The organism is Paraburkholderia sp. SARCC-3016 (assembly GCF_031119615.1).
GTDB lineage: Bacteria > Pseudomonadota > Gammaproteobacteria > Burkholderiales > Burkholderiaceae > Paraburkholderia.
Map to the genome: position 1 here is coordinate 1 of NZ_JAVHZD010000036.1, position 12432 is coordinate 12432.

The 12432-nt window shown below is 64.8% G+C and carries 8 protein-coding genes and 2 pseudogenes; 7 read left to right on the top strand and 3 right to left on the bottom strand.

Annotated features, from left to right (window positions below; all coding sequences use genetic code 11):
- Positions 1–74: 74 nt before the first annotated feature.
- Both htpG and QYH69_RS29170 read right to left on the bottom strand, forming a co-directional pair.
- A pseudogene (gene htpG / locus QYH69_RS29165) lies at positions 75–1022 on the bottom strand (molecular chaperone HtpG); the annotation flags it as partial.
- Between the two features lie 176 nt (positions 1023–1198).
- Complete coding sequence (locus QYH69_RS29170) at positions 1199–2653, bottom strand: PLP-dependent aminotransferase family protein (RefSeq protein WP_308835162.1); 1455 nt, start codon at positions 2651–2653, stop codon at positions 1199–1201.
- 286 nt (positions 2654–2939) lie between these two features.
- Here QYH69_RS29170 and QYH69_RS29175 point away from each other — a divergent pair, with 286 nt between their 5' ends.
- The 7 genes and pseudogenes from QYH69_RS29175 (at position 2940) to QYH69_RS29205 (ending at position 11863) form a co-directional block, all read left to right on the top strand.
- On the top strand, positions 2940–3626 hold the full coding sequence (locus tag QYH69_RS29175; protein ID WP_308835163.1) for a VOC family protein: 687 nt from the start codon (positions 2940–2942) through the stop codon (positions 3624–3626).
- Between the two features lie 16 nt (positions 3627–3642).
- The gene (locus QYH69_RS29180; RefSeq protein WP_308835164.1) at positions 3643–4551 is read left to right on the top strand and encodes a DMT family transporter; all 909 of its coding nucleotides are present in this window, start codon (positions 3643–3645) and stop codon (positions 4549–4551) included.
- Between the two features lie 65 nt (positions 4552–4616).
- Positions 4617–5834: a PLP-dependent aminotransferase family protein gene (locus QYH69_RS29185; protein WP_308835165.1), complete on the top strand. Its 1218-nt coding sequence runs from the start codon at positions 4617–4619 to the stop codon at positions 5832–5834.
- A 49-nt stretch (positions 5835–5883) separates the two neighbouring features.
- The gene (locus tag QYH69_RS29190) at positions 5884–6348 is read left to right on the top strand and encodes a RidA family protein (RefSeq protein WP_308835166.1); all 465 of its coding nucleotides are present in this window, start codon (positions 5884–5886) and stop codon (positions 6346–6348) included.
- A gap of 109 nt (positions 6349–6457) precedes the next feature.
- Positions 6458–7384 (top strand): annotated as a pseudogene (locus tag QYH69_RS29195) (PhzF family phenazine biosynthesis protein); the annotation flags it as partial.
- Positions 7385–7981: 597 nt separating this feature from the next.
- Positions 7982–10351: an EAL domain-containing protein gene (locus QYH69_RS29200; protein WP_308835167.1), complete on the top strand. Its 2370-nt coding sequence runs from the start codon at positions 7982–7984 to the stop codon at positions 10349–10351.
- Positions 10352–10552: 201 nt separating this feature from the next.
- On the top strand, positions 10553–11863 hold the full coding sequence (locus QYH69_RS29205) for a hypothetical protein (RefSeq protein ID WP_308835168.1): 1311 nt from the start codon (positions 10553–10555) through the stop codon (positions 11861–11863).
- An 84-nt stretch (positions 11864–11947) separates the two neighbouring features.
- Here the strand turns inward: QYH69_RS29205 and QYH69_RS29210 are convergent, their stop codons facing one another.
- Positions 11948–12406, bottom strand: a complete 459-nt coding sequence (locus tag QYH69_RS29210; protein WP_308835169.1) for a CopD family protein — start codon at positions 12404–12406, stop codon at positions 11948–11950.
- Positions 12407–12432: the final 26 nt, after the last annotated feature.

Genomic DNA, 12432 nt, shown 5'->3' on the forward strand with positions numbered 1-12432 from the left:
CCATGCGGTCTTAGGAAGACAAAACATTCTACCAACTCCTTGGCTCACAGAACGACATGGCTACGATCCGACTTCAACTGCTCGGCGTCGTCCATGATGAACACGCGCTTCACGTACAGCTTCAGACCGCCGCGGTGCTCGCGGTTCCACAGGTCGAACGGCGCATGCGCGGGCACGTAGAGCAGCTGCGTGTATTCGCTGCGGCCCTCCACACGGTTATGCGTCCACGTCAGCGGATCCTGATGGTCGTGCGACAGATGCTGATAGAACTGCTTGTACTGCTCGTCGGCAATGTCGTTCTTCGCGCGCGTCCACAATGCGCTCGCCTGATTGACGGTCTCGTCTTCGTCCTTCGTGACCATCTCGCTTTTTTCCGCGTCCCATTCCTCTTTGCGCATCAGGATGGGCAGTGCGACGTGGTCCGAATACTTCTGGATGATCGACTTCAGGCGGTACGACGACAGCAGATCGTCTTCATCGGCGCGCAGGTGCAGCGTGATGGTCGTGCCGCGCTGTGCGCGCTCGATCGTGTCGACCGCGAAGTCGCCTTCGCCCGCGCTTTCCCAGCGCACGCCTTCGGATGCCGGCAAGCCGGCACGACGCGTTTCGACAGTGATCCTGTCCGCGACGATAAAGCCCGAATAAAAGCCCACGCCGAACTGGCCGATCAGCGCCGCATCTTTCTGCTGGTCGCCGGACAGCTTGCCGAAGAATTCCTTCGTGCCCGAGCGCGCGATCGTGCCGAGATTCGCGATCGCTTCGTCGCGGCTCATGCCGATGCCGTTGTCGTCAATCGTCACGGTGCGCGCGGCCTTGTCGTAAGACACGCGAATGCGCAGGTTCGGGTCGTTTTCGTACAGTGCGTTGTCCGCGATGGCCTCGAAGCGCAGCTTGTCGGCCGCGTCGGAGGCATTCGAGATCAGCTCGCGCAGAAAGATTTCCTTGTTGCTGTACAGCGAATGGATCATCAGATGCAGAAGTTGCTTCACTTCCGCCTGAAAGCTCATGGTCTCTTGTGCCATGGTCGGACGTCCTCTCTATTGCAGGTTGATTCGAAATCAGGGGGCGGCGATGCGTGGCGCCGCACGGCGCCACTGTTGCAAGCGCGCCGTGCATGATAAGCGCGGAACCGGATCACGCTGATCGCCCGCCCAATTCGCCCGCCCAATTGGGGGCGCGGCGCATGATTTCAAGGGGGTCAGGACGCGCGCCGGATCACGCTGTCCAGATACTCGCCGAGGAATGCGGGCAGCGCCGGGTCGCCGCAGTTCGCCACATTAAAGCGCATCCACGTGGTCGGCGACTGCTGCGGCGAAAAAAGACTGCCCGGCGTCAGCAAAAAACCGGCTTCGTGGCCGGCGGCCGCGAGCGCGTCGGCGTCGACGCCGGTATCGGTCCACACGAACATGCCCGCGCCCGGCGTCAGGAAGTGCCGCATGCCGGTCTTCTCGAGCATGCGGCAGGTCTTGTCGCGCACCGTGTCGAGCCGCGCGCGCAGCCGCTCGACATGGCGCCGGTAGTGCCCTTCCGTGAGGATTTTGTACAGCACGCGCTCGTTGAGTTCGGGCGTCGTCATATTGACGAGCATCTTCTGGTCCGCGACGGCCTGCGCGATTTCCGGCGCGCACGCGATAAATCCGACGCGCAGGTTCGCGGCAAGCGTCTTCGAAAAACTGCCCATGTAGATCACGCGCTTCAGCTGATCGAGGCTCGCGAGGCGTGTGGCCGGATAGCCGGGCGGGCACAGATCGCCGTAGATGTCGTCTTCGACGACGATGAAGTCGTACTCTTCGGCAAGCCTCAGGATGCGGAACGCCTGCGCGGCCGTCAGCGACGTGCCGGTCGGGTTCTGCAGCACCGAGTTGATCACGAGCATCTTCGGACGCCACGTCTGCACGAGCGTTTCGAGCGCGTCGAGATCGGGGCCGTCCGGTGTGTACGGCATGCCGACCAGATGCGCGCCTTGCGAAGCGATGCGTCCGAACATCTGGAACCACGCCGGATCGCCGACGATGACTGCGTCGCCCGCCTGCAGATAGAGTCGCGACAGCAGATCGACGCCTTGCGTGATGCCGGACACGAGCACGATGCTCTCCGGCGACGCGCCGATTTCGAGCTCCTCGAGGCGCGTCTGCAATTGCTGACGCAGCGGCAGGAAGCCTTGCGGCGTGCCGAAGCCGAGCATCTGCGCGCCGCTCTGGCGGCCGAGCGTGCGCAGCGCGCCCGCGATCAGCTCGCCGTCGAGCCAGCGCGACGGCAGATAGCCGAGCCCGGGTCCGCGTTCGGGCTGCGTCGACGTATGCAGCATATTGCGCAACAGCCAGACCACGTCGATCGTGCTCGGCGCCGGCGCGGCCTCGTTGGCCGTGCGGCGCTCGCCCGGCATCGGCGAGGCGAGCCGCTCGCGCACGTAGAAGCCCGAACCGCGCCGCGAGTCGAGATAGCCCTGCGCGACGAGCCGCTCGTACGCCTCGACGACGGTAAAGCGCGACACGCCTTTATCGAGCGCGAGCTTGCGAATGGACGGCATGCGCGTGCCGGGACGGAACACGCGTTCGTCGACGCGGCGGCGCGCCCATTGGACGAGCTGATCGACGAGCGTCAGCGCGGACGCGTCGTGCGGAGCGGGAATCTGTTCGAGCGGGACGGACATGGCTGACTCCAACTGTACCGAGGACTACCTGTGCGATTGTACCGTTACTGTGCAGGTCGCAGACGATACATTCGACAGACGTCGCGGTAACCGTAGACCTTGCCGCCGCGCGTGCGCCATACCATCGGGCAGCAGGCGGGCGTGCCACACACCGCATCCGCGGGCTGCGCAGCACCGGGGCCGCTACGCCAGAGCGGGTATGCTTGAACCTTTCACCGCGGCAGCGCGAAGCTTCGCGCCGCATTGCGTCCGCCCCGCCGCTGCACAACTGTTTTTTCGATCCGCCATGACCGTCCACACGCTTCGCCTCGATCATCTCGTCGTCTCGGCCCGCACGCTCGACGAAGGTTCGCAATATGTCGCCGACACGCTCGGCGTCGCGCCATCCGGCGGCGGCTCGCATCCGCTGATGCGCACGAGCAACCGGCTGCTGAGCCTGTGGGGCGGCGTCTATCTCGAGGTGATCGCGATCGATCCCGACGCGCCCGAACCCACCGACGGCGCGGCCCGCCCGCGCCTCTTCGCGCTCGACGACCCCGCGCTCGCCGCGCGGCTCGACAGCGGCCCGTATCTGTCGCACTGGGTGGCGCGCGTCGAACGGCCGAAAGATCTCGCGCGCTGGCAGGCGCAATACCCCGACCGGATTGCGCCCGTCGTGCCGATGACGCGCGGCGATTTCACATGGGGCCTGTCGGTGCCCGACGACGGCGCATTCCCGAGCTGGCAGCACGCCGGCGACGGCATCGTGCCGTCGCTGATCCAATGGAGCACGGCGCTGCATCCGACGCAGCGCCTGCCCGAATCGGGTATTGCATTGAGAACGCTCAGCGCCGTGCATCCGCAAGCCGATCTGATTGCGGCTCATCTCGACTGGCTCGGCGCCGCGCATCTGATCAAACTCGCCGCAACCGACGGCGCACCCGCGCTTGTCGCCGAGTTCGAGACGCCGGGCGGTCTGCGCACACTCAAATAACGGAGCCGTCGAAGCCATGAATTCGCGTGAATCCCAAGGCATGCTGCTCGGCCTGATCGGCGTGGTGGTGTTCAGCCTCACGCTGCCGATGACGCGTATCGTCGTGGCCGAATGGCACCCGCTGCTGAACGGCCTCGGCCGCGCGCTCGTCGCCGCTGTGCCTGCCGGCGCGCTGCTCCTCTGGCGCCGCGAACGCCTGCCGAACTGGGCCCAGCTGAAAAGCCTCTGCGTCGTCTCGCTCGGCGTGGTGATCGCGTTTCCGGTGTTTTCCGCATGGTCGATGAAGTACGTGCCCGCGTCGCACGGTGCGGTCGTCAACGGCTTGCAGCCGTTGTGCGTCGCGATCTACGCGGCGTGGCTCTCGCACGAACGGCCGTCGAAGCTCTTCTGGTCGTGCGCGCTCGCGGGCAGTGCGATCGTCGTCGCATTCGCGTTCGAGGCGGGCGGCGGCGCACCGCAGGCAGGCGACCTGCTCATGCTCGTCGCGGTCGGCATCGGCGCGCTCGGTTACGCGGAAGGCGCGCGGCTCGCGAAACAGATCGGCGGCTGGCAGGTGATCTGCTGGGCGCTCGTCGTATCCGCGCCGTTTCTTGCGCTGCCGGTCGGCTGGCTCGCGTGGCAGCAGCATCTGATGCACCCGGGGCCGGTTGCGCTCAAGACGTGGCTCGCGTTTGCCTATGTGGCGTTCTTTTCGCAGTTCCTCGGCTTTTTCGCGTGGTACGCGGGGCTCGCGATGGGCGGCATCGCGCGCGTCGGCCAGGTGCAACTGCTGCAGATTTTCTTCACGATGGCGTTTTCGGCGCTGTTTTTCGGCGAAAGCGTCGCGCCGTCGACGTGGATTTTTGCCGCCGCGGTCATCGCCACGGTCATGCTCGGCCGCCGTGCGACGGTGCAGACGGCGCCGCGTGCGGTTCGCGCAAGTTAAACGGCAGTCGAGCAAGCATGACATCAACGCAAGACGTCACCACAAGCAGACAAGGAGACCTCAACGTGGACCAAAGCGATCTGACCAACGTGAGCACCCGCTCGTGGCAATTGTCCGAACGGGCGCGCAAGCTCACGAGTTCCGCCATCCGCGAAATTCTTAAGGTAACCGAACGGCCCGACGTCATTTCGTTCGCGGGCGGCTTGCCGGCCCCATCCACCTTTCCCGCGGAACGGATGCGCGCGGCCTCGGATCGCATTCTGCGCGATACGCCGGGCGCCGCGCTTCAGTACAGCGCGACGGAAGGGTATCTGCCGCTGCGCGAGTGGATCGCCGCGCAACATTCGGCGCACGGCGCGAACGGTAGCGTGCAGATCCGTCCGACGCAGGTGCTGATCACAACCGGCTCGCAACAGGCGCTCGATCTGCTCGGCAAGGTGCTGGTCTGCCCGCAAAGCCCGGTGCTCGTCGAAACGCCGACCTATCTCGGCGCGCTGCAATCGTTCTCGCTCTACGAGCCGCGCTACGTGCAGGTGCCGACCGACGAGGCCGGCCTGATCTCCGCCGCGCTCACACCGGAACTGACCGCGGCCGCGCGCCTGCTTTACGCGCAGCCGAATTTCCAGAACCCGACGGGCCGGCGCATGGCCGTCGAGCGCCGGCGCGAACTCGCCGCGTTCGCGCAGCGCGCGCCGTTTCCGGTGATCGAAGACGACCCGTACGGCGCGCTCGACTACCGCGGCGAACCGTTGCCGACGATGCTGTCGATGGCGCCCGAGCATATCGTGCATCTTGGCTCGTTCTCGAAGGTGCTGGCGCCGGGCCTGCGCGTCGGCTACATCATCGCGCCCGAAGAATTGCACTTCAAGCTCGTGCAGGCGAAGCAGGCCACCGATCTGCACACGCCGAGCTTCACGCAGCGCATCGTGCATGAAGTCGTCAAGGACGGCTTTCTCGATACGCACGTGCCGACCATCCGCGCGCTGTACCGCGATCAATGCGCGGCGATGCTCGCGGCGCTCGAGCGCTACATGCCGGAAGGCGTCACCTGGACGCGGCCCGAGGGTGGCATGTTCGTGTGGGCGCAACTGCCGGCCGCGATCGACACGATGAAACTGCTCGAAGAGGCGATTGCGCAAAACGTCGCGTTCGTGCCCGGCGCGCCGTTCTTTGCGAATCAAGCACAGCACAACACGCTGCGCCTGTCGTTCGTCACCGTGCCGCCCGAGAAGATCGACGCCGGCATCGCGCGGCTCGCGACGCTCGTGCGCGCGCGCATCTGATCGCGGCGGCGCTACCATTGAGGTTTTACACTCGCCGAAAGGACTGACCATGGCTCAAGCAAACGTCTACGACAAACTGAAGGAACTCGGCATCGAACTGCCGACCGCCGGCGCCCCGGCCGCCGCCTATGTGATGAGCGCGCAAAGCGGCAACACCGTCTATCTGTCGGGCCATATCGCAAAGAAAGACGGCAAGCCGTGGGTCGGCAAGCTCGGCGACAACCTCTCCACCGAAGAAGGCAAGGCAGCGGCCCGCTCGATCGCAATCGACCTGCTTGCGACGCTCCACGCGCACGTCGGCGATCTGAACCGCGTCACGCGCATCGTCAAGGTGATGAGCCTCGTCAACTCCGCGCTGTCGTTCACCGAACAGCATCTCGTCACGAACGGCGCCTCCGAGTTCTTCGTCGACGTATTTGGCGAGCGTGGCAAACATGCGCGCTCGGCATTCGGCGTCGCGCAGATTCCGCTCGGCGCATGCGTCGAAATCGAACTGATCGCCGAAGTGGCGTGAACTTCGCCTGAGCCTCCACGCATTCGTGAGTGACGCGCGAGGCGGCCATGCTGCCGGCCGCTCGCGATCCGCTCCCGCCGCTGTTCGATACCCGCCACCAGGAAGCACGATGACCGCGCGCACTGTCCGCTTCAAACAAGTCGACGTTTTCACTTCGGTACCGTTCAAAGGCAATCCGCTTGCGGTCGTATTCGATGCGGACGAACTCGACAGCGACCAGATGCAGGCCATCGCACGCTGGACGAATCTGTCCGAAACCACCTTCCTGTGCAAACCGACGGAGCCGGCCGCCGACTATCGCGTGCGCATCTTCACGCCCGGCCGCGAGTTGCCGTTCGCGGGCCATCCGACGCTCGGCACCGCGCATGCGCTGCTCGAAAGCGGTTATCAGCCGAAGCAGGCGGGACGGCTGGTTCAGCAATGCGGCGTCGGTCTCGTCGAACTCGTCGCGCTTGGCGCAGCCGATGCAACGGCTGCGGCGGAACCATCGACAGCAGCGCATCGCGGCGGCGCATGGGCCTTCGCGGCGCCGCCGGCACGCATCGCGCCGTTGCCCGACATGCAGTACGCGGCGCTTTCGGCCGCCTTGCGCAGCGATGCAATCGACTTCAGCGCGGCGCCGTGCGGCGTCGACAACGGCGCGCCGTGGCTCGTCGTGCGGCTCGCATCGGCAAGCGACTGCCTCGCGCTCGAACCCGATGCGCACGCACTCGCCGAGATCGCGCACTCGGTCGGCGCGCACGGGCTTGCAGCTTATGGCCCGCATCCGCAAGGCGGACCCGCGACGTTCGAGGTGCGTTGCCTGATGACCGGCGACGCATTCGGCCTCGGCGAAGACCCGGTGACGGGCAGCGCGAACGCCGCGCTTGCATGCCTGCTAACCACACAACAGCGGCGTCCGGGCGAGCGCTACACAGTCCGCCAGGGTACGGTGCTCGGCCGCGCCGGCGACGTCGCCGTTCATTACGACGATGCGGCGGGCAAGACATGGATCGGCGGCGCGTCCGTCACCATCGTCGATGGCACGTTCAGGCTCGGCCGAAACGCGAGAACATTCGGGAACACCGTAAAGCGGCGCGACTTGCAAGAAGTCGCCGCAAAAATCAATTTAAATTGAAGTACTGCAAGTACAACGAATTCGCATAGCATCGCTATGCGAATTCGGCGTTTCCTTTCCTTTCATGCAACGTGCATAGCAGTTATTGCACCATAAAGCGAATTAGTGGAAATGCCAGTGCCTATTCAAGCAACGCCCGCCTTGAAAAATGCGGCGAACCGTGACGGAAGCATCGGCCCCGATCCTGCTGAAACGCACGCTGCGCGCGGCTCTTCGGGCCGCGTAGCGCGATACCGGGAGCGCACTACAAGGCCTTTGAAAAGCACGCGTATACCCGATGCGTGAACGCTTTCTTAATCCTGAGGCATTCAGTAATATCAAAACCTAACCGATGACCTCGGCCGCGGATCGGCCGGATGGTTCCGCACGACGCCAGACCGCATTGCGCATCAATGCCGGTACTTCGCTTACCATGCAGCCGGGTTACAGTTAGCGCAGTCGTCGTTCGAACACAAACACTGCCTGATGCGTCGCAAGCAGCGCAGTCATCAGCCATAGGGTCGCGGTCCACTCTCCATGAATCAGCTCCATCACTCCAGCGTACGCGAAGCCAGGAACCGGCTTGACCCGGCCGCCTCGCGCCGCCGCGCGCTGCTCGCGATCCCGGCGCTCGGCGTGCTGGTGCTCGTGCTGCTATGGACTGTCATCTTCGCGCGGCTGTCGGTCGAGAAAGAATCGACCTATCGGGAAGCGATGGCGTCGGCAGGCATCCTCTCCGCTGCGCTCGAGCAGCATACGGTGAAGGCGATTCACCAGGTCGACCAGATCACGCGCTTCGTCAAATTCGAACTCGAAAAATCCCCGGCCCGCTTCGATCTCGCGAGCACCGTCGAGAAAGGCGTCGTGCAGAGCGAGACGCTCGTGCAGGTGTCGCTGATCGACGAACACGGCAAACTGATCGCCAGCACCGCCGAAGCGAACCCGCGCCCGATCGATCTGTCGGACCGCGAACATTTCAAGGTGCACGAGCACGAGAACGACGACCAGCTTTATATCAGCAAGCCGGTGCTCGGCCGCGTCTCCGGCCACTGGACGCTGCAGATGACGCGGCGCCTCAACCATCCCGACGGCTCGTTCGCGGGCGTGGTCGTGGTCTCCGAAGACCCGAGCTACTTCACCACCGACTTCTATAACAACGCGGCGATCGGCCGCGATGGCGTGATCGCAGTGATCTCGGACGACGGCACCGTGCTCGCTCGCCGCACCGGCAACGACGACCGCGCCTCGGGCGTATTCACCGCAAGCGGCACGTATCCGACCTCCGAGCATGTGTCGGGCACCTATGTCGATCCGATCGATAACGTCACGCGCGTCGTATCGTACCGGCATATCGACGGCTATCCGTTAGGCGTGCTCGTCGGTCTGTCGCAGGCCGAAGAATTCGCCGACTACAACCACACGCGCAACGTCTATCTGCTGATGGCGAGCTTTATCTCGCTCGCGATGCTCGGCTTCTTTGCGGTCGCGACAGGGCTGATCGGCAAGCTGCTCGGCCGCGAACGCGAGATGACGCACCTCGTCGAATACGATCTGTTGACCGGCTTGCGTAACCGCTATTCGACGCTGCAGATTCTTCACCATGAAGTTGCGCAGACATCGAACGTCGGGCGGCTCGCAATTCTGTTTATCGATCTCGACAACTTCAAGACCGTCAACGACACGCTCGGCCACAACGCCGGCGACATCGTCCTGCAAATGACAGCGGCACGCCTCGCCGATGCCGTGGCCGACGTCGGCACGTTGTCGCGCATCGGCGGCGACGAGTTCGTCGTGATCGTCAAAAGCGACGATGTCGAAGAACGCGCGGTCGCGGCGGCCGAGGCAGCGTCGGACGTGTTCGCGAAGCCGTTCGAAGTGCGCGGCAGCAGCTTCGTGCTGCATGCGAGCATCGGCATCGCGCTCTACTCGATTGCGAACGAAAGCGAGATCGATCTGTTGAAGAAAGCCGATCTCGCGATGTACAGCGCGAAGGACGCGGGCAAGAACTGCTATCAGTTCTATTCGCCGCAGCTCTCGCACCGCGCCGACCATTTGATGAAGTGGGAGCAGCAACTGCGCATTGCGCTCGCCGACGGGCAGTTATTCCTCGCGTACCAGCCGAAGATCGACCTGACGCGCCGCTGCATTACGGGCTTCGAGGCGCTCGTGCGCTGGAACCATCCGCAGCATGGCCTGATTCCGGCGAACGAGTTCATTCCCGTTGCCGAGTCGACGGGCCTGATCGTGCCGATCGGCGACTTCGTCATCCAGACGGCCTGCCGCCAGCTCGCGCAGTGGCAGGCGCAAGGCTACGAATCGCTGTCGCTCGCGGTCAATATTTCGGCCGTGCAGTTCTGGCGCGGCGATCTGTTCGATACGATCGCGCGCGCGATCGAAGACAGCGGCATTCCCGCGCGACGCCTCGAACTCGAGATCACCGAGACCGCGATGATGGAATTCCCGGATCTCGTCTCGGAGAAAATCTTCGCGCTGAAGCGGCTCGGCGTGCGCATCGCGCTCGACGATTTCGGCACCGGCTATTCGTCGCTGTCGTATCTGAACCGCTTCTCGGTCGACACGCTGAAGGTCGATCGCTCGTTCGTCCAGGCGATTCCGGGCGACCGCAGCGTCTGCGTGATGGTGACCGCGATCGTCAATCTGGCGCGCTCGCTCGGGCTGACCGTCGTCGTCGAAGGCACCGAGACCGAGGAACAGATCGCGTGGCTCGCGGCGCTCGGGCAGATCGAAGCGCAAGGCTTCCTGTTCTCGCGGCCCGTGCCGAGCGACGGCATTCCGGCGCTGCTCGACAAGTTCGGCGTGTGCGGCTTGCGCGCGCGTGCGCTGCCGCGCGAGCGCGTCGACGGTGACACGAGCGACGCGCCGAGCACGAGCGGTCAGCCTGTCTGACGACCGGTGCCGGCGGCGGATCGCACAGCAGGCCTCGTATTGTGCCGACCGCTCATTTCTGAGTTGCCGCGTATTCCACACGATGCCAATTCTATGGCGGTGTGCGCGGAATGCAGTATTAGCTCGCTATTAGTCGGACGGGAATAGGTTGCGCCCAGGAACGTTCTAATAAGGACTTGCCTGAACGTTCGAGGGCCGCTCATGACCGATTCGCTCACCCGCCACCATGCGTCGATCCGACCCGGCAAAACGCTGCGCACGCTCGGCGTATTCGAAGAGTATTTCTGGCTGCTGCAGCAACGTGTGCCGCGCACGACCGTCGTCGCCGCGGAAGTGGAAGGACGCACGACGGTCGAACAATGGGCCGCGGCGCTCGCTACGGTCGAGGCGCGCCACACCGTGCTCTCTTCGCGCATCCGTCAAAGGCCCGGCTATCGCCCGTGTTTCGAGCTGATGCCCGATGCGCCGCTCGCGCTGAAGGTGGTGCCGAGCGAATCGGGCACCCGTCTTTTCGAACTCGTATCGGCGGAACTCGCCACGCGTTTCGGACCCGACGATGCGTTGCTGCGCGCGTCGATCCTCTATGGCCGCAACCGCACGACGCTGGTGCTGGGCGCCCATCATGCGGCACTGGACGGTACCTCGCTGATCTTGCTGATCCGCGATCTGATGCGCGCACTGGCCGGTGAGGCGCTCGGCAGTCCGCGCGCGATGGCGCCGTCGCATGATGAACTGCTGGGTTTGTCGACGAGCGAACAGTGCGCGCCGTTTGGCCCGCCGCCGGGTTCATCACGCGACGAGACGGACAGTCATACGCGTGATGACCGGCGTTCCCTGTCCGCCCCGTTGCTTGCCGCGAGCGACGAGCAGCCGTTGCTTCAGCAGATCTGGCTCGAACCGTCGGTCACATCGCTGATGACACGGCGCGCGCGCGAAGAACAGGCGTCCGTGCATGCGGCGCTGTGCGCCGCCGCGATGCTGGCGGGGCGAGCCCTGTCGCGCTCATGGCGCGACCATACGATCCGCTGTGCGAGTTCGCTCGACACGCGCGCGTTACTCGGCGCAAGCGAGCATCTCGGGCTTTTTCCGACGCAGCGCAGCGCGGAGCTGGAACCGTCCACGACGCTTCCGTTCTGGGATCTTGCACGCGCCGTCAAGCAAAGCCTCGCGATACGGCGCACGGCCGTCGAAGCGGCGGGCGGCTTTTCGACGCCGGTGCTGGAGATGATCGCGGCCGGCGCCGACCCGGACCGGCTCGTGATGGGCAACCGCCAGCGCGCCCCGACGCTGCGCATCGACAACTATGGGCGGCTTGCGATTCCGACGCGGTACGGCGAGGGGCGCCTGCGCATCAAGTGGGTGACGCCTGCCGCGGTGCACGGCGCGCCGCAGACGCAACACATCTCGGTAGCGACCGTCGATGGCCTGCTTTGCATGACCAACGTCAGCGCGGAGCCCGTGCCTTCGCTGCTCGGCAGCGCCAAACGTCTGTTGCTCGCGCAGCTAGGCTAGGCAGCGGCCGCTTTGGTCCGTCCGTCGTAACGGCCGGACCGCACGACGCGCGACACCGGTTTGCTTCCCGCCGCGGTCAACACCTCAAAACCCGCGCGACATCACCGCAAAGCCGATCGTCACGACACCAAGCACGAGATTCACGACGACGAGCCGCCGCACGGTCGCGACCGCGTTCGCACCGTCGGGCCACTTCTGCGCCTGTACCGCGCGACGGATGCGCGGAAACACGGCGAAGCGGATATGGCCGAAGATCAGCATCATCACGATGCCGAGCCCCGCCATCGCATGCAGTTGCCACATCGCGTGCGCGCCGCCGTACTGCGACAGCAGAAAGCCGCCGGAGACCAGAATAACGAGCACCGACACGCCGACCCAGTTGAAGAACCGTCCGAATACCGACTCCCACAGCGGCAGCCGCAATTGCGGCGACAGGTCGCCCAAGGCCGGCCGCAGGCAAAAATGAGCGAACACCATGCCGCCGACCCAGAGGGCAACACCCAGCAGGTGGAGAAAGAGTGCGATTTCGATCGCTTTGGTCATTCGTTTCCTCTGTCGTATCGGTGTGG

Coding starts and splice junctions, on each gene's coding strand:
- QYH69_RS29170 (WP_308835162.1), bottom strand. CDS start 2,653: ATGTCCGTCCCGCTCGAACAGATTCCCGCTCCGCACGACGCGTCCGCG.
- QYH69_RS29175 (WP_308835163.1), top strand. CDS start 2,940: ATGACCGTCCACACGCTTCGCCTCGATCATCTCGTCGTCTCGGCCCGC.
- QYH69_RS29180 (WP_308835164.1), top strand. CDS start 3,643: ATGAATTCGCGTGAATCCCAAGGCATGCTGCTCGGCCTGATCGGCGTG.
- QYH69_RS29190 (WP_308835166.1), top strand. CDS start 5,884: ATGGCTCAAGCAAACGTCTACGACAAACTGAAGGAACTCGGCATCGAA.
- QYH69_RS29200 (WP_308835167.1), top strand. CDS start 7,982: ATGAATCAGCTCCATCACTCCAGCGTACGCGAAGCCAGGAACCGGCTT.
- QYH69_RS29205 (WP_308835168.1), top strand. CDS start 10,553: ATGACCGATTCGCTCACCCGCCACCATGCGTCGATCCGACCCGGCAAA.
- QYH69_RS29210 (WP_308835169.1), bottom strand. CDS start 12,406: ATGACCAAAGCGATCGAAATCGCACTCTTTCTCCACCTGCTGGGTGTT.